This is a genomic window from Stenotrophomonas sp. CASM106, assembly GCF_049384825.1.
Taxonomy (GTDB): Bacteria; Pseudomonadota; Gammaproteobacteria; order Xanthomonadales; family Xanthomonadaceae; genus Stenotrophomonas; species Stenotrophomonas muris.
This window is the reverse complement of record NZ_JBMRFS010000002.1, coordinates 530,776-556,982: the sequence shown is the minus strand read 5'-3', so window position 1 is coordinate 556,982 and position 26,207 is coordinate 530,776. Positions and strand designations below refer to the sequence as shown.

Annotated in this window: 24 protein-coding genes; 12 read left to right on the top strand and 12 right to left on the bottom strand. The window is 66.4% G+C overall.

The window, feature by feature from the left end; all coding sequences use genetic code 11:
* Positions 1-76 precede the first annotated feature (76 nt).
* From VG556_RS06285 to VG556_RS06275, 3 genes are read right to left on the bottom strand one after another with little or no spacing between them, the layout of a single operon-like run.
* On the bottom strand, positions 77-1,189 hold the full coding sequence (locus VG556_RS06285) for an ABC transporter permease (RefSeq protein WP_032960915.1): 1,113 nt from the start codon (positions 1,187-1,189) through the stop codon (positions 77-79).
* Entirely contained in the window at positions 1,186-2,109 is a 924-nt protein-coding gene (locus VG556_RS06280) for an ABC transporter ATP-binding protein (protein WP_032960918.1), read from the bottom strand. The genes VG556_RS06285 and VG556_RS06280 overlap by 4 nt, the downstream gene beginning before the upstream one ends.
* Positions 2,110-2,129: 20 nt before the next feature.
* Positions 2,130-3,086 (bottom strand): HlyD family secretion protein, encoded by a 957-nt coding sequence (locus tag VG556_RS06275; protein ID WP_100449705.1) that lies wholly within the window; start codon positions 3,084-3,086, stop codon positions 2,130-2,132.
* 524 nt (positions 3,087-3,610) lie between these two features.
* Between VG556_RS06275 and VG556_RS06270 the strand changes: the two genes are divergently transcribed.
* The 6 genes from VG556_RS06270 to VG556_RS06245 all read left to right on the top strand — a co-directional run bounded on the left by VG556_RS06270 (position 3,611) and on the right by VG556_RS06245 (position 8,983).
* On the top strand, positions 3,611-4,597 hold the full coding sequence (locus tag VG556_RS06270; RefSeq protein ID WP_032960924.1) for a PhoH family protein: 987 nt from the start codon (positions 3,611-3,613) through the stop codon (positions 4,595-4,597).
* Positions 4,594-5,079: an rRNA maturation RNase YbeY gene (gene ybeY / locus VG556_RS06265; protein WP_014036587.1), complete on the top strand. Its 486-nt coding sequence runs from the start codon at positions 4,594-4,596 to the stop codon at positions 5,077-5,079. Before VG556_RS06270 ends, ybeY begins: the two co-directional genes overlap by 4 nt.
* Positions 5,080-5,185: 106 nt before the next feature.
* A complete protein-coding gene (locus VG556_RS06260) occupies positions 5,186-5,752 on the top strand; it encodes a hypothetical protein (protein ID WP_278254445.1) in 567 nt (188 codons plus the stop codon).
* Positions 5,753-5,816: 64 nt separating this feature from the next.
* A complete protein-coding gene (locus VG556_RS06255; RefSeq protein WP_014036584.1) occupies positions 5,817-6,698 on the top strand; it encodes an HlyC/CorC family transporter in 882 nt (293 codons plus the stop codon).
* Positions 6,695-7,954: a DUF4105 domain-containing protein gene (locus VG556_RS06250; RefSeq protein ID WP_100449703.1), complete on the top strand. Its 1,260-nt coding sequence runs from the start codon at positions 6,695-6,697 to the stop codon at positions 7,952-7,954. Before VG556_RS06255 ends, VG556_RS06250 begins: the two co-directional genes overlap by 4 nt.
* A 6-nt stretch (positions 7,955-7,960) precedes the next feature.
* Complete coding sequence (locus VG556_RS06245; protein WP_014646569.1) at positions 7,961-8,983, top strand: magnesium and cobalt transport protein CorA; 1,023 nt, start codon at positions 7,961-7,963, stop codon at positions 8,981-8,983.
* A gap of 192 nt (positions 8,984-9,175) precedes the next feature.
* Here VG556_RS06245 and VG556_RS06240 read toward each other — a convergent pair whose 3' ends face one another.
* The 7 genes from VG556_RS06240 to VG556_RS06210 all read right to left on the bottom strand — a co-directional run bounded on the left by VG556_RS06240 (position 9,176) and on the right by VG556_RS06210 (position 16,988).
* Positions 9,176-10,540, bottom strand: a complete 1,365-nt coding sequence (locus VG556_RS06240) for an NAD-dependent succinate-semialdehyde dehydrogenase (protein WP_100449702.1) — start codon at positions 10,538-10,540, stop codon at positions 9,176-9,178.
* A gap of 83 nt (positions 10,541-10,623) precedes the next feature.
* Positions 10,624-11,466 (bottom strand): ABC transporter permease subunit, encoded by an 843-nt coding sequence (locus VG556_RS06235; RefSeq protein WP_005415928.1) that lies wholly within the window; start codon positions 11,464-11,466, stop codon positions 10,624-10,626.
* The gene (locus tag VG556_RS06230; RefSeq protein WP_100449701.1) at positions 11,463-12,395 is read right to left on the bottom strand and encodes an ABC transporter permease subunit; all 933 of its coding nucleotides are present in this window, start codon (positions 12,393-12,395) and stop codon (positions 11,463-11,465) included. The genes VG556_RS06235 and VG556_RS06230 overlap by 4 nt, the downstream gene beginning before the upstream one ends.
* Positions 12,392-13,528, bottom strand: coding sequence for an ABC transporter ATP-binding protein (locus tag VG556_RS06225; RefSeq protein WP_032960935.1), 1,137 nt, complete (start codon positions 13,526-13,528; stop codon positions 12,392-12,394). Before VG556_RS06225 ends, VG556_RS06230 begins: the two co-directional genes overlap by 4 nt.
* A 102-nt stretch (positions 13,529-13,630) precedes the next feature.
* Entirely contained in the window at positions 13,631-14,740 is a 1,110-nt protein-coding gene (locus tag VG556_RS06220; RefSeq protein WP_014036578.1) for a polyamine ABC transporter substrate-binding protein, read from the bottom strand.
* Positions 14,741-14,832: 92 nt separating this feature from the next.
* Complete coding sequence (locus VG556_RS06215) at positions 14,833-16,230, bottom strand: glutamine synthetase family protein (protein WP_100449700.1); 1,398 nt, start codon at positions 16,228-16,230, stop codon at positions 14,833-14,835.
* Entirely contained in the window at positions 16,227-16,988 is a 762-nt protein-coding gene (locus VG556_RS06210) for a gamma-glutamyl-gamma-aminobutyrate hydrolase family protein (protein WP_014646563.1), read from the bottom strand. The genes VG556_RS06215 and VG556_RS06210 overlap by 4 nt, the downstream gene beginning before the upstream one ends.
* A gap of 161 nt (positions 16,989-17,149) precedes the next feature.
* On the opposite strand from VG556_RS06210, the gene VG556_RS06205 reads away from it, so the two are divergent.
* Both VG556_RS06205 and VG556_RS06200 read left to right on the top strand, forming a co-directional pair.
* Positions 17,150-18,427: an NAD(P)/FAD-dependent oxidoreductase gene (locus tag VG556_RS06205; protein ID WP_100449699.1), complete on the top strand. Its 1,278-nt coding sequence runs from the start codon at positions 17,150-17,152 to the stop codon at positions 18,425-18,427.
* 225 nt (positions 18,428-18,652) lie between these two features.
* The gene (locus VG556_RS06200; RefSeq protein ID WP_100449987.1) at positions 18,653-20,245 is read left to right on the top strand and encodes an MASE1 domain-containing protein; all 1,593 of its coding nucleotides are present in this window, start codon (positions 18,653-18,655) and stop codon (positions 20,243-20,245) included.
* Between the two features lie 158 nt (positions 20,246-20,403).
* Here VG556_RS06200 and VG556_RS06195 read toward each other — a convergent pair whose 3' ends face one another.
* The gene (locus VG556_RS06195; RefSeq protein WP_049405537.1) at positions 20,404-20,892 is read right to left on the bottom strand and encodes a hypothetical protein; all 489 of its coding nucleotides are present in this window, start codon (positions 20,890-20,892) and stop codon (positions 20,404-20,406) included.
* A 157-nt stretch (positions 20,893-21,049) separates the two neighbouring features.
* On the opposite strand from VG556_RS06195, the gene VG556_RS06190 reads away from it, so the two are divergent.
* From VG556_RS06190 to VG556_RS06175, 4 genes are all read left to right on the top strand, one after another.
* Positions 21,050-21,217, top strand: a complete 168-nt coding sequence (locus VG556_RS06190; protein ID WP_157806038.1) for a hypothetical protein — start codon at positions 21,050-21,052, stop codon at positions 21,215-21,217.
* A gap of 134 nt (positions 21,218-21,351) precedes the next feature.
* Complete coding sequence (locus VG556_RS06185) at positions 21,352-22,914, top strand: MASE1 domain-containing protein (protein WP_014646560.1); 1,563 nt, start codon at positions 21,352-21,354, stop codon at positions 22,912-22,914.
* 96 nt (positions 22,915-23,010) lie between these two features.
* On the top strand, positions 23,011-24,354 hold the full coding sequence (locus tag VG556_RS06180) for a diguanylate cyclase (protein WP_049405533.1): 1,344 nt from the start codon (positions 23,011-23,013) through the stop codon (positions 24,352-24,354).
* A gap of 85 nt (positions 24,355-24,439) precedes the next feature.
* Entirely contained in the window at positions 24,440-24,901 is a 462-nt protein-coding gene (locus VG556_RS06175; RefSeq protein ID WP_004151683.1) for a bacteriohemerythrin, read from the top strand.
* On the opposite strand, the gene VG556_RS06170 is transcribed toward VG556_RS06175, so the two are convergent.
* Complete coding sequence (locus tag VG556_RS06170; protein ID WP_049405530.1) at positions 24,882-26,183, bottom strand: MFS transporter; 1,302 nt, start codon at positions 26,181-26,183, stop codon at positions 24,882-24,884. The genes VG556_RS06175 and VG556_RS06170 overlap by 20 nt on opposite strands.
* Positions 26,184-26,207: the final 24 nt, after the last annotated feature.

The following is a 26,207-nucleotide window of genomic DNA, read 5'->3' as shown; positions in this document are numbered from 1 at the left end:
GAGCCCCAAAGGGGCTCCGGCCCGCCGGCCCGATAAATTGGGGTCGGAGCCCCTGCGGGGATCCGACCCCCTGCCTTCAATCCAGGCGCTTGCGGAAACGCAGGATGGCCAGGGTCATCATCACCACGATGAAGGCCAGCAGCGCCAGCGCGTCGTGCCACAGCTCCCACAATGAGGCGCCGCGCAGCATGATGCCGCGCACCAGGCGCAGGAAGTGGGTCAGCGGCAGCACCTCGGCCAGCCACTGCACCGGCCGCGGCATGCCTGCGAACGGGAACATGAAGCCCGACAGCAGGATCGACGGCAGGAACAGGAACAGCGTCATCTGCATGGCCTGGAACTGCGAGCGCGCACGCGTGGAGATCAGCAGGCCCAGCGCCAGGTTGGCCAGCACCAGCAGCACCGCGGCCAGATAGATGTCCAGCAGGCTGCCGCGAATGGGTACCTGGAACAGCCAGGTGCCCAGCACCAGCACCAGCGTGGTCTGCAGCAGGCCGATGGCCGCATAGGGCAGCACCTTGCCGACCATCAGCTCGCTGCGCGACACCGGCGTGGCGATCAGCAGTTCCATGTTGCCGCGCTCGCGTTCGCGCACCACCGCTACCGCCGTGAACATCACCAGGGTCATGGTCAGGATCACCCCGATCAGGCCCGGTACGATGTTCACCGCCGAGCGCCGCTGCGGGTTGTAGAAGCTGGTCACGCTGACCGGACCACTGGCGATGCTGCCTTCGCGCAGGGGACGGGTGTTGCTGGTCGGGCGCGTGTCCAGCGGCACCTGCGCCAGCTGGATCGCCGCGCTCTGCACCACGGTGTCGCTGCCATCGACCAGCACCTGCACCGCCTCGCGTCCATCGAAGCGGCGACGCTCGAAGTCGGCCGGCACCACGATGCCGACACTGATCTCGCCACGGCGCAGCGCCTGCATCAGCTGGGCAGGCGTGTAGGCTTCGCTGCGCGGCGTGATCACGCCGGTGGCCACCATGTCCTGCACCAGCGCGCGCGAAGCGGCGCTGTTGGCCTGATCGGCGACACCCGCATCGAGATGACGCAGGTTGAGGTTGATCGCATAGCCGAACAGCAACAGCTGCATCACCGGAATGCCAACGATCATCGCCAGCGTGATGCGGTCGCGGCGCAGCTGCCGCAGCTCCTTGAGCATGATCGCCCACAGCCGGCGCAGGTTCATGCCGCCGGCTCCCGGCCGCGGCCACGGGTGGCGGCCACGAACACATCTTCCAGGTTCGGCGCCACCGTCTCGATACGGGCCTGCGGGTCAGCGTTGGCAAGTGCACGGGCCAGCACTGCGACGTCCGCTGCGCCCTCATTGCACAGCACGCGCAGCTGGGTGCCGATCTGCGCCACGCTCAGCACACCGGGCAGCTCAGACAGTGCGCGGCTGGCCTGCCGCGGCTGCGACGACGTGACCTGCAACGTGCGGCCGTCCAGCCGTGCGCACAGCTCAGACGGCGTGCCATCGGCAACCAGTGCACCACGGTCCAGGATTGCCAGCCGGTGGCAGCGCTCGGCCTCGTCCATGTAGTGGGTCGACACCAGCACGGTGGTACCGGCGTCGGCAAGTTCAAACAGGGCTTCCCAGAAATCACGGCGCGATTCCGGATCGACCGCGCTGGTCGGCTCGTCCAGGAACAGCAGCTCGGGCGCGTGCACGACGGCGCCGGCCAGGGCGAGGCGCTGCTTCTGGCCACCGCTGAGGGTTCCGGCCAGCTGCGGCTGCCGGTCCAGCAGACGGTACTGCTGCAGCAGCTCGTCGACCCGCTGCCGGGCCTGCGCGCGTGGCAGATCCTGGATGGCGGCGAGGAATTCCAGGTTCTCGCGCACCGACAGGTCCTCATACAACGAGAAGCGCTGGGTCATGTAGCCGATGCGCCGGCGCAGTGCTTCGGCCTGCTCGGGAACCTGCAGCCCCAGCACCTCGATCTGCCCAGCGCTCGGTTCCAGCAGGCCGCACAGCATGCGGATGGTGGTCGACTTTCCGGATCCATTCGGCCCCAGGAAGCCGTACACCTGCCCGCGCGGCACGGTCAGGTCGACATTGTCCACGGCCAGAAGATCGCCGAAGCGGCGGGTCAAGCCCTGCGCATGCACCGCGATGTCGTCGCCGGTGTTCAGAAGCGCACCTGCACCGGCAGTCCGGCCGGAAGCTTCTGCATGTCGGTGGCCGTGTCCACTTCGATCTCGGCCAGATAGCTCAGGCGCTCGACGTCATCACCGGTCAGTGCGTAGTACGGGGTGAACGAGGGCTCGCTGCGGATTGAGCGCACGTGCCCCTTCAGCACGGTGCTGCCGCCTTCCAGCTGTACCTGCGCGGCCTGCCCGACCTTGACCTGCAGGCGCAGCGGCTGCGGCAGGTAGACGCGTGCATAGGGGCGCTCGCCAACCAGCATCACCGCCAGCGGCGCCCCGATCGGTGCCTGGTCACCCTGCCGGTAGGGCAAGGCATCGACCACGCCATCGCGCGGTGCGCGCAGCTGCAGCTTCTGCAGGTTGACGCCCTGCACCACCTGCTGCGCCTGTGCGGCGTCGGCGGCCGCCTGGCCCTGGGCGATGTCCTGCGCGCGACTGCCGTGCACCCGTTCCAGCCAAACCTGCTCGGCGGCCCGCACGCTGGCCTCGGCATTGCCGGCAGCCGCCCGTGCACGGTCCAGCTCGGCGGCGGCGATCAGGCGCTGGCGTGCCAGCGGTTGCACCCGACGGTAGTAGGCCGTGGCTTCAGCAGACTGCGCGCGCAACGCGGCCAGCTGCGCCTGGGCCTGCGCGATCTGTTCCTGGCGCGGACCGATCTTCAGTTCTTCCAGCTGGGCCTGCGCGCGCACCGTGTCGGCCTGCGCCGCGGCGAACTGCGCGTCGCCGCGGGCGGGGTCGAGCTGCATCAGCACTGCTCCGGCCTTGACCTGCTGGCCCTCGCGCACCTCCACCGTGGCGATCACTTCGGCCGCCGGCGCCGGCACCGTGATCCGGTCCCATTCCAGCGTGCCGAGCGCTGCAGGCGGCGCCTGCCCACACCCTGCCAGCAGGCCGATACCCACCAATCCGATTCCACGCATCCCGTTGCCGATGCCCATGCCATCCCCTCCTGCGACGGCGCCACGGTGCCATCCGCCCCGTGCACCCTCAATGATTCCGATCAGCCCTGACGGTTTTTTCACCATGCGTTGGCGAGCCTTTGGCTGCAAGGCTCCGCGCCACCTATCCACAGGTTGATTCGGCATCATTCCACAACCGGTGTGGAAAACCGGCAACACGGGATCCTGTTGCTCGCCTGGCAGCGGAACCTGCGCTGCGATCACGAAGAACGCCGGCGTGCCTTGGAAGTTCTCGGCCACGCGCTGCGACGTGCCCTCCCTCCCGGTCCGCCCGTCCTGCGGGTGCCGGCACGCCCGGGTCCGTGACGATTTTTTCACCACCCCCTCATGACGCTTGTGGCACAAGCACTGTAGAGGTCTATCCACAGGTTTCCGCAGCCCCCGTCCACACCGGGTGTGGAAAAGCATGTATCGACCCCGTGCTGGCCGCGCGCCCGCTGCGCGCGCTACCCTTGTCCTCCCTGAATACACTGCGGTGGAAGGCTTCCGCCCCACCCAAGGCAATGAAAAGCATCGAACATCGAGACTTCACCCTGTCGCCGGAAGACACCGAGCGGCTGGCCAACCTGTGCGGCCCCTTCGATGGGCACCTGCGCCAGATCGAGCTGAAGCTCGGCGTGGAGATCGCCAACCGCGGTTTCGTGTTCCGCATCAGCGGGCCCAACGAAGCCATCGTCGAGGCGCAGAAGCTGGTTGAAGCGCTGTACGCCGAAGCCGGCGAAACCACCTTCGACAACCACGCCATCCACCTGCGCCTGGCGCAGGCCAACGTCGAGCAGATCGCCGAACGCTCCTACGAAGCGCAGGAGGTGGCGATCAAGGTCAAGCGCGGCACGGTGCGCGGCCGCGGTGCCAACCAAGGCCGCTACCTGCACCAGATCGCCACGCATGACATCAACTTCGGCATCGGCCCGGCCGGCACCGGCAAGACCTTCCTGGCCGTGGCCAGCGCGGTCGAAGCGCTGAACGAATCACGGGTGCAGCGCCTGATCCTGGTGCGCCCGGCGGTGGAGGCCGGCGAGAAGCTGGGCTTCCTGCCCGGTGACCTGAGCCAGAAGGTCGACCCCTACCTGCGACCGCTGTACGACGCCCTCTACGAGATGATGGGCGTGGAGAAGGTGGTCAAGCTGCTGGAAAAGAACGTCATCGAAATCGCGCCGCTGGCCTACATGCGTGGCCGCACGCTCAACGATGCCTTCGTGATCCTGGACGAAGCACAGAACACCACCATCGAGCAGATGAAGATGTTCCTGACCCGCCTCGGCTACGGTTCCACCGCCGTGGTCACCGGCGACCTGACCCAGACCGATCTCCCCAAGCACGTGAAGTCCGGCCTGCGCGATGCCATCGACGTGCTGCGCGAGGTCGAGGGCGTCAGCTTCACCTTCTTCGAGTCGCGCGACGTAGTCCGCCACCCGCTGGTGGCGCGCATCGTCAGCGCCTACGATCGCCGTGACCTGCATCAGATCCAACCTGGAGCAACTCCATGACCCGTGGTCCCGTGCGACTGGACGTCGCCGTCAGTTATGCCCTGCCGCGCACCGGCCTGCCGGCGGCGGTCAGCTTCCGCAAGTGGGTGGCTGCTGCGCTGAAAGGCCGCATCCGCGAAGCCGACCTGGCCATCCGCGTGGTCGATGCCAAGGAAGGGCAGTCACTGAACCGCCATTATCGCGGCAAGGATTACGCGACCAACGTGCTCAGCTTCCCGGCCGAAGTGCCCGAAGGGCTGCCCAAGGGCGTGAAGTTTCCGCTGCTGGGCGACCTGGTGATCTGCGCACCGGTGGTGGCCCGCGAGGCCGATGAACAGGGCAAGGCGCTCAACGCCCACTACGCACACCTGACCGTGCACGGCGTGCTGCACCTGCTCGGCTGGGACCACGAGGACGACAAGGAAGCCGACGCCATGGAACAGCTGGAGCGCGAGATCCTGGCCGAGCTCGGCATCGCCGACCCCTACGCCGGCGAGCGCTGAGGCCCGTGCAGCCGCGCCTACGCTCGGCTCCAATGCACCGCCCCCGCAAACCTGACCGAAATGCAGCCGAGCGTGGGCTCGGCTCTACAACGGGAATTTCCTTGTGCTGCTGCGTATTGCCCTGCCCCTGCTGCTCGCCGTGTCCGCCCCGGCCGCTGCCCTGGACCTGCCGGCCCTGATTGAATGCCGCCAGGGCGTGGCCGAGCAGGCCGCGCTGGCGCCCCTGCTGGCTGATCCACTGAGAGCCGTCGCCCACGGCCTGCAGCCGCTGCCGCAGGGCAACCAGTTCATGAGCGAGTACCGGCTGGCCCAGCCGATCAGCGTGTTCGGCGCCCGCACCGAACGGGTCGCCGTGGCCGGGTCCAGCGTCATGGCGATCCTCGACCAGGCCGATCCGCGGCCGCTGGCCGGGCGGCTGGGGCTGGAGACCGGCTACGACCAGGACGGCAAGTTCATGGCCGGCCGCGAGCTGGTCAGCCGCGACGTGACCGATCCGAAGACCGGCGAGGCCCGGATCGAGTCGATCATCCTCAGCGTCTCCACCGTGGCCTCCCATCCCGGCAAAACCCTGGCCGGCTGCACCTACAGCCTGGACCTGCCCGAGGAAGAAGCCCCCGCCCGGCCTGAACTGGCCCCGCCGCCGATCACCGGACCGGGCAGCGACGGTCACTGACAGGCCGCCACATCCTGATAGACTTGGGCCAACGCCCGGCTTGCCGGGTGCCCTTTTTCCAGAGATGTCAGAAGACGACAGTAGTAGCTCCGCACAGGAGCCCAGTGAAAAGAAGCGCGGCTGGCTTGAACGCCTGACCTCCGCCTTCTCCGGCGAACCCCATACCCGCGACGAGCTGGTCGCTGTCCTGCACACCGCGCAGGAAGAGGGCCTGATCGCCGCCGATACCCTGAAGATGATGGAAGGCGCCATTTCGGTGGCCGAGTTGACCGTGGGCGACGTGATGATCTCGCGCTCGCAGATGGTTTCGCTGCCGGTCGAAGCGCCCTTCCTGGAACTGATGAAGCAGGTGGTCGAATCCGGCCATTCGCGCTTCCCGGTGCACGGCGAGAACAAGGACGACATCCTTGGCATCCTGCTGGCCAAGGACCTGCTGCGCGGCGTGGTCGCCGACAACGGCCCGGCCAACGTGCGCGAGCTGCTGCGCCCGGCAGTGCTGATCCCGGAGGCGAAGAAGCTCAACGTGCTGCTGAAGGAATTCCGCCTGTCACGCAACCACATGGCCATCGTGGTCGACGAGTACGGCGGTGTCGCCGGCCTGGTCACCATCGAGGACGTGCTGGAACAGATCGTCGGCGAGATCGACGACGAGCATGACGAGGCCGAGGATCCGTCGGCGCAGATCGCCATCCAGTCCGACGGCCAGTACGTGGTCGACGCGCTGACCCCGATCGGCGACTTCAACGAACGCTTCGGCGCTACCTTCTCCGACGAGGACTACGACACCATCGGTGGCCTGGTCACCGAGGCCGTGGGCCACCTGCCGGAAGTCGGTGACGAGCTGGCGCTGGACCGCTTCATGTTCCGCGTGGCCCGCGCCGATGCGCGCCGGGTCCAGGCCTTCCACGTGACCGTGCTGCCGCCGGACGCGCAGGACGACGCTTGAAGCGCGGCGCCCTCCTGGCACTGCGCCTGAGGCTGTGGCTGGCACTGTGCGTGCTGGCCACGGCCCTGCCGCTGGCCGCCTTCGCGCAGCCGGCGGCACCCGCTCCTGCTGCACCCGCCGCCAGCGCCGAGGCTCCCGCCCCGCGCATCGGGGTGGTGACCATGCAGCCGGGCACGGTGTTCTTCGAGCGCTTCGGCCACGACGCCATCGTCGTGATCGATCCGCTCAGCGGCGAAGCGACCTCGTACAACTTCGGCTACTTCGATCCGTCCGAGGACGATTTCATCAGCCGCTTCGTGCGCGGCGACATGATGTACTACCTGGTGGCGCTGCCGCTGCAGCAGGACCTGTCGTACTACGACGAGACCGGCCGCGGCGCCAGCGTGCAGTGGCTGGACCTGCGCCCCGACCAGGCACGCGCCCTGGCCGCTGACCTCGCCGAGCGCGCCAAGCCGGAGAACGCGCGCTACCACTACGACTACTACACCGCCAATTGCGCCACGATGGTGCGCGACACGGTGGACAAGGCGCTGGATGGCGGCCTGCAGTCGCAGCTGTCGGGGCGTTCGCGCGGCAACACCTATCGCAGCGAGTCGGTGCGCCTGGCCTCGCCGGCACCGTGGATGTGGCTGGGCTTCGATGTCGGCCTCGGGCCGTTCGCCGACCAGCCGCTGTCGCGCTGGCAGGAAGCCTTCGTGCCGATGCGCCTGGCCGACGCGCTGCGCCAGGCGCGCAACAGCGACGGCCGGCCGCTGGTGCAGTCCGAACAGGAACTGCTGCCGCACCGCATCGACCCGGAGCCGAAGGAATTCGCACGCCGTTGGTGGCCGTGGCTGCTGCTTGGGCTGGTCGTGGCCGGCGGCATACTGGCGCTGCGCAGCCGGCCGCGCCTGCTTGCCGGGCTGGCCCTGCCGTTCTGGCTGCTGTGTGCCATCGCCGGCAGCCTGCTGGTGTTCCTGTGGGGCTTCAGCACCCACTACGCCGCCTGGGCCAACCGCAACCTGCTGCTGCTTTCGCCACTGGCCGTGCTGTTGCTGCCAGGCGCGATCGCGCTGCTGCGCCGGCGCGCGCCGGGCCGCATGTTCAGGGTCGTGCTGTGGCTGCTGGCGGTGCAGGCCGTGGCGGCGCTGGTGCTGCACTGGCTGAGCCTGCAGGCGCAGTACAACGTGCAGTGGATCGTGCTTCTGCTGCCCGTCCACGTCGCGCTGGCGTGGGTACTGGGGCGCCGTCCTCACTTGTCCGAAACACGGCACTGACGCACGATGGCGGGCATGTCATTGCCCGCCTCCGCTTCCGCCCCTGCCTCGGCCAACCCCGCCTGCGTCATCAACTGCGTCCACTACGATGACGACGGCAAACGCCACGACATCAGCCTGGATGCCATCAGCGATGTCATTGCCAGTGGCAACGGCTTCGTCTGGGTCGGCCTGTACGACCCCAACGACGATGTGCTGCTGAAACTGCAGGAAGAGTTCTGCCTGCACGACCTGGCCATCGAGGACGCGCGCAATGCGCACCAGCGGCCCAAGGTCGAGACCTACGGCAATTCGCTGTTCGTGGTGGTGACCACCGCGCAGATGGTGGACGAACGCATCCAGTACGGCGAAACCCACGCCTTCCTCGGCCCGCGTTTCCTGGTGACGGTGCGCCACGGCGCCTCGCTGTCCTACGCCCCGGTGCGTGCACGGGTCGAGCGTGAACCGCAGCTGCTGAAGATGGGCCCGTCGTACTGCCTGTACGCGGTGACCGACTTCGTGGTCGACAACTACCTGCCGATCGTGCACCGCTTCCGCGACACCCTGGACCTGCTGGAAAAGGACATCTTTGCCGACAGCTACAAGCGCAGCACGGTGGTACGGCTTTACGAGCTCAAGCGCGAACTGAACAAGATGCGGATGGCGGTGGCACCGCTGCAGGATGTGCTGGCGCAGCTGCGCCGCTACCAGGGTGACCTGATTCCCGATGAAGTGAAGCTCTACGTGCGCGACGTGCATGACCACGCGGTACGCATCAGCGATGTGATCGACACCCTGCGCGAGATGCTGGGCACCGCACTGAGCGTGAACCTGTCGCTGGTGACGCTGGCGCAGGGCGAGACGGTCAAGCGCCTGGGTGCATGGGCCGCACTGCTGGCAGCGCCGACGCTGATCACCAGCTGGTACGGCATGAACTTCAGCCACATGCCCGAGCTGAGCCAGCCGTGGTCGTATCCGCTGATGATTGTCGGCGTGGGCGGTGTGTGCGTCGGTCTGTACCGGTTGTTCAAGCGCGCGAAGTGGTTGTAGCGCGTATCGACCAACGGTCGATACCCACCATGCACGGGGGCGTCGATACCCACCACGCACGGGAGGCGTCGATACCCGGCAATCCGGTAGGCCACGACCGTTGGTCGTGGCACATGCCCCGCTTCTGGTAGTGCCGGCCGCTGGCCGGCAACCAGGGCAATGCCGGCCAGCGGCCGGCACTACCGTTCGGCATCAAGCCACGTAGACGGTCTTGATGTTCATGAACTCGTGGATGCCGTGGTCGGCCAGCTCCCGGCCGAAGCCGGACTGCTTGCTGCCACCGAACGGCAGCCGAGCGTCGCTCTTGACGATGGCGTTGACGAACGCGGCGCCGCATTCCATGCGCTGCGCGAAGGCTTCGCCGCGCACCGGGTCGCGCGTCCACACGCTGCCGCCCAGGCCGAAGCGGGTGTCGTTGGCCACGCGCAGCGCCTCGGCCTCATCCTTGACCCGGATCACCGCAGCCACCGGCCCGAACAGCTCCTCGTCGTAGGCAGGCATTCCTGGGCCGACCTGATCGAGCACGGTCGCCGGATAGCCCGCATGGGTGCCGGCAATGGGCTCGCCGCCGACCAGAACGCGCGCACCTTTCGCCACGCTGGCCTGCACCTGTTTGTGCAGCTCATCGCGCAGGTCCGCGCGTGCCATCGACGCCAGCGTGGTGCCACGCTCACTGGGATCGCCGTACTGGCGCTCGCCTGCGGCTTCAACGAAGCGTCGGGTGAAGTCATCGGCCACCGCATCGACCACGATGAAGCGCTTGGCCGCAATGCAGGTCTGCCCGCTGTTGTCGAAACGCGACTTCACCGCCGCCGCCACGGCCTTGTCGAGGTCGGCATCGTCGAGTACCACGAAGGCATCGCTGCCACCCAGCTCCATCACCGACTTCTTCAGCTGGCTGCCTGCAGTGGACGCGATCGAGCGCCCTGCCCGTTCGCTGCCGGTCAGCGTCACCGCCTTCACCCGTGCGTCGCGCAGCACCTCGGCAGCCTGGTCGTTGTCGATGTGCAGCACGTCGAACACGCCATCAGGCAGGCCTCCGTCACGACACACCGCCAGGATCAGGTCGGCGCACTGCGGCACGTTGCTGGCGTGCTTGAGCAAGGCCACGTTGCCAGCCATGAACGCCGGGGCCAGGAAACGGAACACCTGCCAGACCGGGAAATTCCATGGCATCACCGCGAACACGCAGCCGATCGGCTCGTAGCGCACATAGCTGCGCTGGGCTTCGGTGTCGATCAGCTGCGGCTTGAGATAGTCGGCCGCGTGGTCGGCGTAGTACTCGCAGGCGGCAGCGCACTTGTCGACCTCGGCCAGCGCCTCGGCCTTGAGCTTGCCCATCTCATGGGTCATCGCCTGCTGCAGGTCGTCGCGACGCGTGCGCAGCTGCGCGGCGATCTGGCGAAGGACGGCACCGCGATCCTGCAGCGAGCGATCGGCCCAGCCGGGGAAGGCATCGGCGGCAGCCTGCAGGCGCTGCTCGATGTCAGCAGCGCCCATCAGTTCATGGCGGTAGGTCACCTGGCCGGTGGCCGGGTCGATGATCTCGACGGTCATGGGGGATCTCCATCTGGAAGACCCCCATTGTGCGCCGCTGTCCGTGAGCCGGGTGTTGCCGGCGCTGTCGACAGGCCGTGTGCTCAGCCGTTGTCCTGCCGCGCCAGCTGCAGGTCGCGCTGGCGCCGCTTCTCGGCGCGGGCGTTGATGTACCAGCCGATCACCGCAGCGATCGACACCGCCGACACCAGCAGCGTGGCCAACGCGTTGATCTTCGGACTGATGCCCATGCGCACCGAAGCGAACACCTTCATCGGCAGCGTGGTCGAGCCCGGCGTGGCCACGAAGCTGGCCACCACCACGTCATCCAGCGACAGGGTGAAGGCCAGCAGCCAACCCGCCACCAGCGCCGGCGCGATGATGGGCAGGGTGATGCGGGTGAACACGGTCAACCGGCTGGCGCCCAGGTCCATCGCCGCTTCTTCCAGCGACAGGTCCATTTCCTGCAGGCGCGAGGACACCACTACGGTGACGAAGCAGAGGGTGAAGGTCACGTGCGCGATCCAGATGGTGGCCAGGCCACGCGCCGGGAAGCCGGGAATCGCGCCCATCGATGCCAGCAGCGCCATCAGCGAGAAGCCCAGGATCACGTCCGGCATCACCAGCGGCGCGGTCACCAGCGCGCCGAACAGTGGCTTGCCACGGAATCGCTTGAAGCGGGTCATCACCATCGCCGCCAGCGTACCCAGCACGGTGGCGGTACAGGCGGTCCAGAACGCCACCACCAGGCTGGTCCACATCGCGTCCATCAGCGCGCGGTCGGCGAACAGGTCGCTGTAGGCGCGGGTGGAGAACCCGGCCCAGACCATCGCCAGCCGCGAGCTGTTGAACGAGTAGAACATCAACAACAGGATCGGCAGGTACAGGAAGGCGAAGCCGAGCAGCAGCACGCCCAGCCCCAGGCCCTTGGCGGTACGCGGGCTCATGCCTGCTTCCCTTCCAGCAGGCGCTGCTGGGAACGGTTGAACAGCAGGATCGGCACCAGCAGCAACAGGATCATCGCCACCGCCATCGCCGAAGCGCCCGGCCAGTTGCGATTGTTGAAGAACTCGTTCCACAACTGGCGGCCGACCATCAGCGTCTCCGAACCACCGAGCATTTCCGGGATCACGAATTCACCCACGGCCGGGATCATCACCAGCATGCAGCCGGCGATGATGCCGGCCTTCGACAGCGGCAACGTGATGCGCAGGAACGCCTGCCACGGCTTGGCGCCGAGGTCGTAGGCCGCTTCCAGCAGGCGGTGGTCATGCTTGACCAGGTTGGCGTACAGCGGCAGCACCATGAACGGCAGGTAGCAGTAGACGATGCCGATATAGGCGGCGGTCGGCGTATCGATCAGCTGCAGTTTCGGCAGCCCCATCGACGTCATCAGCGTCTGCAGGCCAGTGAACTGCAGGAACTGGTCGAGCAGGCCATTGCGGTCCAGGATTGCCTTCCACGCATACACGCGGATCAGGAACGAGGTCCACGACGGCAGCACCACCAGCATCATCGCCACGTTGCGTGCGGCCGGCGACAGGCGCGCGATGGCATAGGCCATCGGATAGCCGATCAGCAGGGTGAAGAAGGTGGAGATCGCCGCGATCTTGATCGAGCTCAGGAACGCCTGCGCATAGATCGAATCGCGGAACAGCGCCAGGTAGTTCTCCAGGTTCAGCTTCAGCGAGAAGCCGCCGTCGGCGTACTGCAGCAGCCAGGTATACGGCGGCGAGCCGACCCGGCTGAGCGAGAAGCTGATCATCAGCACGATCAGGAACGGCACTGCGAAGAACAGCAGCAGCCACAGGTACGGAATGCCGATCACCGTGGCACGCAGCCCCGGCCGCCAGCGCTTCAGGCCGGCGACGCTCATGAGGTCAGCACCACGCCGTCGTTGTCGCGCCAGTGCACCCACACGCTGTCGCCCCAGGTCAGGCCATCGCTGGCCCAGCGCTGCGAATTGGCGAAATTGGCCAGCACCTTGGCGCCGCTGGGCAGCCGCACGTGGTAGACCGAATGGCTGCCGAAATAGGCGATGTCCTCGATCACGCCCTGCGCTTTGTTGGTGTGCCCATCCGGCTCGTCCTTGCCGATCATCACCTTCTCCGGGCGCAGCGCGAATGCGACCGGCTGCCCTTCGTAACAGGTGATGCCATGGGCGATGTAGATCGGTGCCGGGAACAGCGGCGAGCGCACGGTCACGTACTCGGGCAGGTCCTCGTCGATCACCCCGTCAAACAGGTTGACCGAACCGATGAACTCGGCAACGAAGCGGTTGGCCGGCTGCTCGTAGACCTCGTCCGGCTTGCCGACCTGCTGGATCCAGCCGGCATCCATCACCGCGATGCGGGTGGCCATGGTCATCGCTTCTTCCTGGTCGTGGGTGACCATCACGCAGGTCACGCCCGACGACTCGATGATGCTGACCAGTTCCAGCTGCATCTGCGAGCGCAGCTTCTTGTCCAGTGCGCCCATCGGCTCGTCCAGCAGCAGCAGCTTCGGCCCCTTGGCCAGCGACCGCGCCAGCGCCACGCGCTGCTGCTGGCCACCGGACAGCTGGTGCGGCTTGCGCTTGCCCAGGTGGCCCATCTGCACCAGGTCGAGCATCTCGCCGACGCGCTTGCTGATCGCGTCCTTGCCCAGGCCATCCTGCTTCAGGCCGAAGGCAATGTTCTGCTCCACCGTCATGTGCGGGAACAGGGCATAGGACTGGAACATCATGTTGACCGGCCGCTGGTACGGCGGCAGCGCGTCCAGGCGCTGGCCATCGACGGTGATGCTGCCCTTGGTGGGCGTCTCGAAGCCGCCCAGGCAGCGCAGCAGGGTCGATTTGCCGCTGCCGGAGCCTCCGAGCAGGGCAAAGATCTCGCCCTTGCGCACGTCCAGATTGACGTCGTCGACGGCGACGAAACCGTCGAATTCCTTGCGCAAATCACGAATGGAGAGATAGCCGGGCGCACCGGTCGTGTCGACGACGGCGGCTACCGGCTGGGCTTCAACGGGCATGGGGGCTCCGGGAGCGGGCGGTGGACAGCGGCCGCCATTCTAACGGCCGGGGGCTGCAGGGGATATGACGGCGACGGGTGGCACCCACCTGCCAGCCAGCCCTTAGCGCCCGGTCTTCACCTCGGTCCACAGCCGGGTGTAGAGCTTGTCGGTCTCCGGCGTGTTGATCGAGTAGGTGAACATCTTCTCGGCCACGTCGGCCGGCGGGTAGATGGTCGGGTCGGTACGGATCGCCTCGTCCACCAGCGGGGTCGCGGTCGGCACCGGGTTGGCGTAGTGGATGAAGTTGGTGTTGGCCGCGGCAACCTTCGGCTGCAGCAGGTAGTTGATGAAGGCGTACGCGGCTTCCGGATGCTTGGCGTCCTTCGGGATCGCCAGCATGTCGAACCACTGCGGTGCGCCTTCCTTCGGGATCGAATAGGCCACGTGCACGCCATTGCTGGCTTCCTCGGCGCGGTCGCGGGCCTGGATGATGTCACCCGACCAGCCGACCACCAGGCAGGTACCGCCGTTGGCCAGCGAACCCACGTACTGCGAGGAGTGGAAGTTCTGCACGTACGGGCGGATCGACTTCAGCAGGTCGGCGGCCTTCTGCAGCTCGGCCGGGTCGCCGCTGTGCGGGTCCAGGCCCAGGTAATGCAGTGCGATCGGGATCATGTCCGCCGGCGTGTCCAGGATGGTCACGCCGCAGTCCTTCATCTTGCTGATGTTCTCCGGCTTGAACACCAGGTCCCAGCTGTTGGCGATGTCGGCGCTGCCGCCGAAGCGCTGCTTCAGCATGTCCACGTTGTAGCCGATGCCGGTGGTGCCGATCATGTACGGCACGCCGTACTGGTTGCCCGGGTCCTGGGTGGCGATGCGCTTCATCACCGCCGGATCGAGGTTGGCCAGGTTCGGGATCTTGCTCTTGTCCAGCGGCAGGAACACACCGGCCTGGATCTGGCGACCGAAGAAGTTCAGGGTCGGCACCACCACGTCATAGCCGCTGTTGCCGGCCAGCAGCTTGGTCTCGACCATCTCGTCACTGTCGAACACATCGTAGGTCACCTTGATCCCGCTCTCCTTCTCGAAGGTCGGAATGGTGTCCTCGGCGATGTAATCGCTGTAGTTGTAGACGTTCAGGACCTGGCTGTCCTGCGCGCCGCCGTTGCCACCGCTGCAGGCGGCGAGCATGGCGGAGGCCAGGCCGAGCGTGAGGATACGCAGCTTCATCGGGTGCTCCAGAATGCGGGAAGGGGGGGCCGGCGGGGCCGGCGACGGGTGCCAGCCTACCCCCCGGCGGCGGATTTTTCTATTCCGGATGCTCAGACGTTCAGCAGCAGGAACTCGCGCTCCCACGAGCTGATGACGCGGAAAAAGGTCTCGTATTCCTTGCGCTTGACCGAGATGTAGGCCCGGCAGAAGCGCTCGCCCAGCAGGGCCTGCAGCTCGCTGCACTGCTCCAGCCCATCCAGCGCCTCGCCCAGCGAGCGCGGCAGGTTGTACCCCAGTTCCTTGGCGCTGCCGGTCACCGGCGCATCCGGTGCCAGCCGCTCGCGGATGCCCAGCAGGCCGCAGGCCAGGGTCGCGGCCATCGCCAGGTAGGGATTGGCATCGGACCCGGCGAAACGGCTCTCCACGCGCATGTTCTCCGGCGTATCCAGCGGCACGCGCAGGCCGCAGGTGCGGTTGTCGAAGCCCCAGTGGACGTTGCTCGGCGAGACTTCGCCGAACACCAGCCGGCGGTAGGAGTTCACGTTCGGCGCGAAGAACGCCATCGCCTGCGGTGCGTACTTCTGCAGGCCACCCAGGTAGTGGCCGAACACCGGGCTGAACTCGCCCTCGGCATCGGTCTCGCCGGCGAACACGTTGCTGCCATCGCTCACCCGCACCAGGCTCTGGTGGATGTGCATGGCACTGCCCGGCTCGTTTTCCATCGGCTTGGCCAGGAACGTGGCATACACCCCGTGGCGCATCGCCGCTTCGCGCATGGTGCGCTTGAACAGGAACACCTGGTCGGCCAGGTCCATCGCATCGGCATGGGTGAAGTTGACCTCCAGCTGCGCCGCGCCGGACTCGTGGATCAGCGTGTCCACGTCCAGCTTCATCGCATCGGCGTAGTCGTACATCAGGTCGAGGATCGGGTCGAACTCGTTGACCGCATCGATCGAGTACGACTGCCGCGCGGTCTCCGGGCGCCCGGAGCGGCCGGCCGGTGGCAGCAGCGGGAAGTCCGGGTCGGTGTTCTTCTGCACCAGGAAGAACTCCAGTTCCGGCGCCACCACCGGGCGCAGGCCCAGCTCGGCGTAGGCTGCCAGCACGCGGCGCAGCACGTTGCGCGGCGCCAGTTCGTGCGGCTCACCGCTCTTGGTGTAGCAATCGTGGATGACCTGCGCGGTGGCGTCGGCCGCCCACGGCACCATGCGCACCGTGTCCGGATCGGGGCGCAGCATCATGTCCGAGTCCGACGGCGAGGTCAGCTCGTAATAATCGTCAGGGAACTCACCGGTGACGGTGGTGGCGAAGATGCCCTCAGGCAGGCGCGTGCCGTAGTCGTGCGAGAACTTGTCGGCGGGAATGATCTTGCCGCGCGCGTTGCCGGTGATGTCCGGCACCAGGCATTCCACCTCGGTGATGCGCCGCTCCTTCAGCCAGCGCAGCAGCGTGCTTTCCTGCGGTGCGGGGGGCGTGGCCGTCTTGCGCGGGCGCGTTCGGGAACTCATCGGGAATCCAGTCGGTTCTGTTGGTGCTGCCGGCAAGCCTGGCCGAACGCACGGAAAATAGCGTGATAGAACGGCGCCTGCATGACACGCCACTCCGGGTGCCACTGTACGCCGAGCACGAAACGATGGTGCAGGCTGCGTGCCGCTTCGACCAGCCCATCGTCGGCCACGGCCTCGACCTGCAGCCCCTGCGCCAGGCGGGCGACACCCTGCCCGTGTACCGAATTGACCTGCGCGCGGCCACTGCCGTGCCACTGCGCCAGCCAGCCATCGGCAGCCAGCGTGACCGCGTGCGCCGGCCCATACTGCACCTCCACCGGCGCCTGCGGTTCTTCGCGATGGTCGGCCAGGCCAGGCACCGCGTGCACCTGCGGATGCAGGCTGCCGCCCAGCGCGACGTTCAACTCCTGGAAGCCGCGGCAGATCGCCAGCACCGGCAGGTCCAGCGCCAGTGCCTCGTGCAGCAACGCAAAGGCATTGGCATCGCGGGCCGGGTCATGTGGATTGCCTGGCCAGCTGCGGCCACCTTCGTAGTGCTGCGGTTCGATATTGCTGACCGCGCCGGTCAGCAGCAGGCCATCCAGCCCCTGCAGCCAGTCGCCGGCCGGCAGCGGTGGCTGCAGGCTCGGCAACACTACCGGAGTCACCTCGGCCGCCTCGGCCAGCGCGCGCACGTACTTCTCGCCGGCCACCGCGAAACGGTGATGGCCGAGCACGGTGCTGTCGGTGGGCAGGCCCACCCAGGGCAGGCGGCGCATGGGAACACTCCTTGGCGTGCCGACACGTTACCTGGCGTCCGGCGAAGGCGGCAAGTCGTCGCCGTCACGCCATGGCTGTCACGCATCGGCGAAACTAGAGGGGTGAATGCTGATCGTCCTCCTCCGCTTCGCCTTCCCGCACTGCGCCCGCGAGGCCTGCGGTGAGTGCCGCGTTCCCGCCCAGCTGGTACGCCGCCAGCCTGCCCGAACCGCCCGCACTGCCCCCGCTGCAGGGGAATGTGCAGGCCGACGTTGCGGTGCTCGGTGCCGGCTATACCGGCCTGACCGCAGCCCTGGAACTGGCCGCGCGTGGCCAGCGGGTCGTGTTGCTGGAAGCGCAGCGGATCGGCTGGGGCGCGTCCGGCCGCAATGGTGGCCAGGCGCTGGTCGGCTATGGCTGCGAGGTCGACGAACTGGAGCGTCAGCTCGGCCGTGAAGATGCGCGCCACCTGTTCGACTGGTCGCGCGACGCGGTGCAGGCGATGCGCACCCGCATCGATCGCCACGGTATCGACTGCCACTGGGTGGAGGGCCACGCCAGCGTCGCCATCCGCGAGCGCCATGAGCGCGACCTGCGGGCCAACTGCGAGCACCTGCAACGCCATTACGACTACCCCATGCAGTGGTGGGAGCGGGATGCCCTGCGCGCGCAGCTGGACAGCCCGCGCTACCGCGCCGCGATGTTCGATCCGCTCAGCGCGCACCTGCATCCGCTGGCCTATGCGCGTGGCCTGGCCGACGCCGCGCGCGCAGCCGGCGTGGTGATCCACGAGCATTCGACGGTAACCCGCGTGCAGCGTGGGCCGCAGCCTGCCCTGCACACCGCGCAGGGCAGCGTGCGCGCCGCACATCTGGTGGTGGCCGGCAACGCCTGGCTGCAGGGCCTGCTACCGGAGCTGGAACGGCGGATCATGCCGGTCGGCACCTATATCGGTGCCAGTGAGCCGATCGGGGCCGAGCGTGCCCGGGCGCTGATCGGCAACAACATGGCGGTGGCCGATACCGCCTGGGCACTGGACTACTTCCGCCTCAGCCACGACCACCGGCTGCTGTTCGGTGGCCGTGCCAGCTATTCGGCGCTGCCACCGCCCGGTCTGCGCAGGGTGATGCAGCGGCGCATGCACCAGGTGTTCCCACAGCTGGCCGACGTGGCCCTGGACCAGGTCTGGGGCGGCTACGTCGACATCACCCGCAACCGCGCCCCGCACTGGGGCCGGCTGGACGGCAATCTGTACTTCGCGCAGGGCTTCTCCGGTCATGGGGTGGCCGCCGCCGGGCTGGCCGGCGAGGTGATCGCGGCCGCCATCGCCGGCCAGAGCGAGCGCCTGGACGTATTCCAGCGCCTGCGGCATGCGCCCTTCCCCGGCGGCCGGCTGCTGCGCACGCCACTGCTGGTGGCGGCGATGTCCTGGTACAAGCTGCGGGATGCATTGTGGTGAAGATTCTGCATCTCCACCTGTATTGAACGTTCTGACAAACGTACCGCAGCGCTGATCGTGCTGCACACGTCACAGATTTTCACGCGACATCTGTGATGGATGGCTGGACAATTTCCTAAATGCGCAGCTATGCAATTGCATAATCGTTCGCAGACCGATACCGTCCTGAGAAACCGGGCCCCGCGGCGAATGGATGCTGACAGGGGACACGTAGGAGAGGGGGACGTGCGATTGGACTGGTGGAAAGAAGGATTGTTGCTGAAGGTGCGCATTCGTCCGGCTGGCCTGATGATTGCCTTGCTTTATGCAGTTGCCTATTGGGCAACCCGACAGCTGTCGCTGGATCAGTTCTATTTGCCAGCCGGCATTCGGGTGGCAGCCGTGCTGTTGTGCCCGCCGCGCCTGTGGCCCTACCTGCTGTTGGGCGAATATGCGTACTTTGCACAGTCCCGCGTGCCGATGATCGAGAAGTACGGCCTGACATGGGTCATTGTTGCCTCCGCATTCCTCATGCCAGCGGTGATGCTGATTGTGAAGCTGCAACGGCGACTGATGGCGGAGTCGCAGACGATCGGCCTCTTGTTGATTGCCGCCGCTTCCAGCGTCGTTATTACTCTGCTCAACCTCAGCTTTTCCCATCTGCTCTGGCCAACACCTCCTTCCACACCCTTCCTGACCAATGCCGCGCGCTTCAGCGTGGGTGATTTCATCGGCATTCTGACGGTGGCCCCCATCGCCATGCTGTGGGCGCGGCAGGACGTGGGGCAGGAGTGGAACGCTCGACGAAAGACCCCGATGCTGGCAGCACTTTCATCGATGCTGCTGATCGGGATAGCAGCGACTCAACTGCCCGCAGACTGGATTGCATTGAAGGCAACGTTCCTGCTGCTGTTGGCACTCCCCGCGGCCGCGCTTACCTGCCTGTATGGCTGGAAGGGGGCTGCCCTTGCAGTGCCGGTGCTCAACATGGTCATCGGCCTGACCACGCCCAACACCCATCCCACCGCATTCGATCCAGCGGCCTTCATCACCCAGCAGATCATGGCGATCAGCGGCATCGTATTGCTGCTGCTCGGATCACGCATCACCCACTTCTACCACCGTTACAGGCTGCGCGAGATGGGGGAAAGGGACGCCATCCATTTGGCGAGGAGCTCGCAATTGGCCAGCGAGATGGAGCTGCGTGAACGTGCCCTGCACCTTCGCAAGCTCGGCGACGGCATTGATACGTCGCTGGTTGAGCTGGCCGAATGGCTCAAGGCCCAGGGACATCACGCAGTGGCCAACAGCCTTCTGCATACCTCGAATGTACATTCGCGGCTCTTTCGCGAACAGACAAGCATGGTCTATCCCTCGGGCCTGGAGCATCTTGGGCTTTACGTGGCCCTGCAGGCGGGTGGCATCCGTGAGTCGTGGAAGCTGACGGAGCGCGTTCTCCGCCCGGATCTGAAAGGCGACCCCTGCAACCTGAGCGTGGAACTGCAATTGGCCGCTTACCGAACACTGATTGATGCGGTCTCCATTCTTCTCAAGCATGAAGGTGGTCAGATTCGCATTCGTGCAAGGTGCGGCGGAATGGGCTCCAGGCGCGGAATCCTCATGGTCGTGTCACTGCTGGAACAGCGCAGACGCCTTTCCCAGCAGACAACCATGGCAGCGTTCGAGCGACTGACCGGGCGAACCCTCCCCTATGACGGGACCGTTGACTGCTATCGCAACCGGGTCAGGATTCTGTTCCTCGACCGCGAAACCAGACTGGAGGCAGTAGCCAGTACTCCATCGCGGTACGGCTGCCCCGCACCCTCTGCGCTGCAGTAGTGCATTTCACAGTCAAGCGACCGGATCGAACCAACACAGCAGAATCGCATAACGTCCCGCTCGTCCCCCTGGCCCAGGGCGTCATGGGCACCCGGCGAACACCGGGTGCCCATGCAGTCTGATACTGAAGCTGGCCGATATCCCGGCAACTGTCAGTATCAGGGTGCCTCTACTGCCCACAACACATCAGCTCCGCTTGCATATCTGACCAGCGTGAATGCGGGGGCCCGATAGACAACCGTTCTGGTGGCCTTGGCGGGAACAGGCAGGCGCTGCTCCGGCAACGACACCTTCGCAGACGGGTCACCTGCCGGCAGCACCCAGAACGTGCCGGCAGCATTGCCGATCACGATGTGCACGTGCCCTGCGAGATCGTTTACCTGGAAATAATCCATGCCATCGCGCTCGAACCCATAGACCAACCAGCCGGGATCCACGCTGAGGTCTTGTGCCTGCGGAATCGACTGGCCGAGTCCTTGGCCGGCCAACTTGATTCCATGGTCGTCACTCGGGGCAAAAGCAAAAACGGATACCGGCACCAACATCAATGCACCAGCAAATGCATGAATTCGGAAACTTCTCACACTGACCTCCAGGTTGGATGCAATACGGATCAAGAAGGATGCTACCGCCAATCGCATCAGCATATACCGGGCGGACTCCGCAGTGCCTGTCGGAGATAATCCACTGGATCGATGCAAACCCATGCCACGCCGAAGCTGCCTCCGAAATCGCCAATACCCGCGGCGAAACCCGCGCACGGTGCGGGTCAGCGGCATCTGCGACAAGGCCCTGGACAGGCGCGTGCAACAGCAGGATGTCGTCGATTGTGTGACGGCGAACACAGCGGACAGCATCAACCGCCGAATGTGGCGGGTGCAACGGCTGAAACGCGATCGACACATGGGCGCACTGATTGTGGATGATTCACCGTCCTCTGGTGGCTATGCCGCCGCACTGCCGGGCATGTAGGGCCTCGAAGCATGGGAAGCCGCCGATTGCAGCGCAAAGGGAGGCCAGACACCTCGATTGCACCCATCTCCAACTGTCGATAGTGTCTGCGGAAGTGGTCAGTCATCATTGGCCAGGAGATGAGAGGCGCGGGCTTGGACCGATTCAAAGAAGCAATTGAACTGAGCTTCCGGATCCGACCCGTCGGAATCGCACTCGCGGCCGTCTACGCCCTGGGCTGCCTTGCCTCGCGTCAGTTCTCGCTGGATCAGTTCTTCCTGCCCGCGGGCATCCGGGCAGCGGCACTACTGATCGTCCCGACCCGCCTGTGGCCCTACCTGCTGCTTGGCGAGTACGCGTACTTCGCAACCTTGCGCATTCCCATGATCGACAGCTACGGCCTGGCCTGGGTCATCCTGGCCTCGACGCTGCTGATGCCGGTGGCGATGCTGGTGGTCTACCTGCATCGCATTAGAATGCCATCGGAGTCCGCCACCGGCCTCTGGTTGCTGTCGTTGACCTTCTGCATGGCGTTGTTCGTCCCGGCTCTCAATATGGGCATTTCATTTGCTCTGTGGTCGAACCCACCGCCGAGCAACCTGCTTAGCGCAGTTGATCGCACGATCTTTGGCCACTTCGCCGCCATCATCACCCTCGTGCCGTTGGCATTCCTCTGGTCGCGACGACACGCGGCCCCCAATTGGACGCGCCGCTTTGCTGCGCCTACGGTCACGGCCATCCTGGTGATGCTGGTCCTGGGCCTGTGCATGCAGCTTACGGCCATCAGCGCCCACACCACACGCACCCACCTGGTACTGCTGTCCTCCCTCCCAGCGATCGCCCTGACCTTCATGCATGGGTGGCGTGGCGCTGCCATCGCGATTCCGCTGTTGAACCTTCCACTCCATTTCGCCACACCCAGCACCGGCCTACCGTCCTCGTTCGACCTGGGCACCTTCGCCACCCAGCAGAACATGGCCGTGATGAGTGTCGCACTGCTCGCCCTGGGGTCCAGCATCAGCTATCACCATGAGCGTGCACGGTGCCGTGGACTGGCAGAGGAAACCACGTTGCGCCTGGCACGTAGTTCGCACCAGACCCGTGAGCGTGAGCTTCGCGAGCGCGCCTCCCATCTCAAGCAACTCGGCGAAGGCATGGACAGCTCGCTCGGCGAGATGGTCAGCTGGCTGAAGGCGCAGGGGCATCATGCGGTGGCCAACAGCCTGCAGCACGCCTCATCCGTGCACTCGCGGCTGTTCCGTGAACAGGCCAGTCTGGTCTACCCCACGGGGCTGGAGCAGGTTGGGCTGTATATCGCGCTGCGGGTTAGCGGCGCATGCGAAAGCTGGGACAACTCCCATCGCGTGATTCCGCCCCGGCTGGAGGGCAACCCCTGCCTGCTGACTGTCGACCTGCAGCTCGCCATCTATCGCTCGCTGATCGAGGCGGTGTCGCTGCTGCTGGAACTGGAGTCGGGACAGGTCAGCGTGCGCGCCCGGAGCGGCCAGGCGGGCGACCGGCGCGGCATCGTGGTGGTCGTTGGCCTGCTTGACCGCGGTCGCACGCTGTCGAACCGGACCGTTCAGCAGGCCATCGAGCGTCTGGCCGGCCGGATAATGGCCTACGGCGGCACGGTGCATTGCCGTGGCAACCGGCTCCGGCTCGTCCTGCACGAATCGCTTGCGGGTACAGCGGCGGCATTCGCATCGCCTGCCTGATCGGTGAACGACGCGCAGGGCACGCTGCTCCGGCTAAAGTTGCACCCGAAACCGCCGCTATCCGTGCCGAGTCCCTCCCTCGTGAGCCACCGCATCATGCCCGTCCTGCCGCAGGCCGCCGTCGATGGCGACCTGGCCGATCCGCTGCCGCAACGGATCCTGCTGGTCGAAAACTCCCGTGCGTTCACCGGCATGCTGCGCGAGGCCATCGAGCAGCGCCTGGAACTGCCGGTGGTGATCGCTTCCACCCTGGCCGAGGCCGATCGCCTGCTGAGCGAGGATGGGGGCTGGTTCCTGGTACTGACCGGGCTGGTGCTGGCCGACGGCGACCGCGACGCGGTGGTCGAGTTCTTCCTCAGGCGCGGCCTGCCCACCGTGGTGGTCAGCAGCGTCTACGACGAGGATCTGCGCAAGCGCGTACTGCAGCAGCAGATCATCGACTACGTGCTGAAGAACACGCCGGGCAGCATCGACTACCTGGTGTGGCTGGTGCAGCGCCTGGAGCGCAACCGGCGCATTGCGGCACTGGTGGTGGACGACTCGCCGTCCGCGCGCGGCTATGCCGCCGCCCTGCTGCGCATGTATGGCCACGAGGTGCACGAGGCCGCTGACGGCAACGAGGGCCTGGCCGCGATCGAGGCGCATCCTGCGATCCGCCTGGCCGTGGTCGACCAGGAAATGCCGGGCATGCAGGGCGTGGAGTTCACCCGCCGCCTGCGCACCCTGCGCTCGCGCGACAAGGTGGCGGTGATCGGCATTTCCGGCAATGCCGATGCCTCGCTGATCCCGCGCTTCCTGAAGAACGGCGCCAACGACTTCCTGCGCAAGCCGTTCTCGCGCGAGGAGTTCTTCTGCCGGGTCTCGCAGAACGTGGATCAGCTGGAGCTGATCGGCACGCTGCAGGACCTGGCCACCCGCGACTTCCTCACCGGCCTGCCCAACCGTCGCTGCTTCCTGGAACAGAGCCAGCGCCAGCTGCCGCAACTGCAGCTGCATGGCCAGTGCGTGGCGGTGGCAATGATCGACATCGACCACTTCAAGCACATCAACGACACCTACGGTCACGAAGCCGGCGATGACGCGCTGCGCGCGGTGGCCGGTGCGGTGGCCGCGCATGCCCGCAGCCACGACCTGACCGCCCGCTTCGGCGGCGAGGAGTTCTGCCTGCTGGTGCCGGACATGGAGCAGGACGAGGCCCTGCTGTACTTCGAGGAACTGCGCCAGCGCATCGCCGCGCTGGAAGTGGACATCGGCACCGCCAGCCTGCGCATGACGGTGAGCATCGGCCTGTGCTGCCTGCGCCCGCAGCGCGATGCACTGCATCGGCTGATCTCCGAAGCCGACCGCCAGCTGTACCTGGCCAAGGCCGGCGGCCGCAACCGGGTCAGCTGCACCACGGTGGCCAGCCCGCTGCGCCCGCGCGAGCCCGCGCTGACCTGACCGGGCAGCCTTGATCCAGATCAACGCCGCGCCAGCGCGGCAGCTCTACAGTCAGCCCCGACATACGCATGAAGGGGAGCCGGGGATGGCACTACTGGTCTGGCAGGACGATCTGAACATCGGCATCGATGTGATCGACCAACAACACCGCCGCATCATCGAGATGCTCAACCATTTGCACGTGGCCCAGGCCAGCATGCAGCGTGCGGCAGTGGGCGAGGTGATCGACGAAGTGGTGGACTACACCATGTCGCACTTCGCGTTCGAGGAAGAACTGATGGAGGAAGCGGGCTATCCGTTCTGTGCCGCGCACAAGCGCGTGCATGAAGTCTTCATCAAGCGGGTATCGGAGTACCGCATGCGCTTCCAGGCCGGCGAGGACATCAGCGATGAACTGCGCACCATGCTCTCGCGCTGGTTGTTCAACCACATCCGCGGCGATGACCAGGCCTACGCCGAACAGGTCAAGGCGCACTTGAACCAGTTCGCCCGCGAACACCAGGGCGGCGGTTGGCTGGGGCGCACGCTCAAGCGCTTCTTTGGCTGAGCCGCAGCGCGCGCCGGTGCAGGGCCACCAGCGCGCACAGGGTCGCTGCCGCAGTCAGGCACAGGTAGTAGCCGACCGCGACCAGGCCGAAGCGTTCGGCCAGCCAGGTGGCCAGGTACGGCGCCGGCGCCGCACCCAGAATGCCGGCCAGGTTGAATGAGAGCGAGGCGCCGGTGTAGCGCACTTCCACCGGGTAGATCTCGGCCAGGAAGGTGCCGCAGGGGCCGTAGGTCAGCCCCATCAGGAACAGGCCCAGGCACAGGAACGCCGTGACCAGCCAGGGACTGTGCGGCTGGAACAACGGCGCGAACAGTACGCCGAAGCCGATGATCAGCACGCTGGCCACGATCATCGTGCGACGCGTGCCCCAGCGGTCGCCATAGCGCGCCGACAACGGGATGCCCAGCGCGAAGAACAGCATGCCGGCCATCTGCATCAGCAGGAACTGCTCGCGGCTGTAGCCCAGCACGGCGGTGCCATGGCCGAGGCTGAACACGGTCATCAGGTAGAACAGCACGAAGGTGGCGAACGCCCCCAGCGTGCCCAGCAGCATCGCCACCGGATGGTCACGCAGCACCGTCCACATCGGCAGCCGCACCGGCGCCTTGCGCTCCAGTGCCTGCTTGAAGTCGGGCGTCTCATGGATGTTCAGGCGCACCCACAGGCCCAGGCCGACCAGCAGCGCGCTGGCCACGAACGGAATACGCCAGCCCCACTGCAGGAAGTCGTCCTGGCTCAGGCAGCGGCCGAGCACCAGGAAAATGCCCGCCGACAACAGGAAACCGATCGGCGCGCCCAGCTGCGGGAACATGCCGTACCAGGCGCGCTTGCCCGGCGGCGCGTTCTCGGTGGCCAGCAGCACCGCCCCACCCCACTCGCCGCCCAGCCCCAGGCCCTGGCCGAAGCGGCACAGCGCCAGCAGCGCGGGCGCCCACAGGCCAATCTGCGCGTGGGTCGGCAGCAGACCGATCAGCACCGTGGACAGGCCCATGGTCAGCAACGCGGCGACCAGGGTGGCCTTGCGGCCGATGCGGTCGCCGAAATGGCCGAACACCGCCGAGCCGACCGGCCGTGCGATGAACGCCACCGCGAAGGTCGCCAGTGACTGCAACAGCGCCGCCTGTTCGCTGCTGTCCGGGAAGAACAGGTGCGGGAACACCAGCACTGCGGCCGTGGCGTAGATGTAGAAATCGAAGAATTCGATGGTGGTGCCGATCAGGCTGGCCAACAGGACGCGGCGGGGAGAGTTCACGGGCGGTGCGGCAGCGGTGATCGTCGACATCGGCAACACGGGTAACGGCGGATC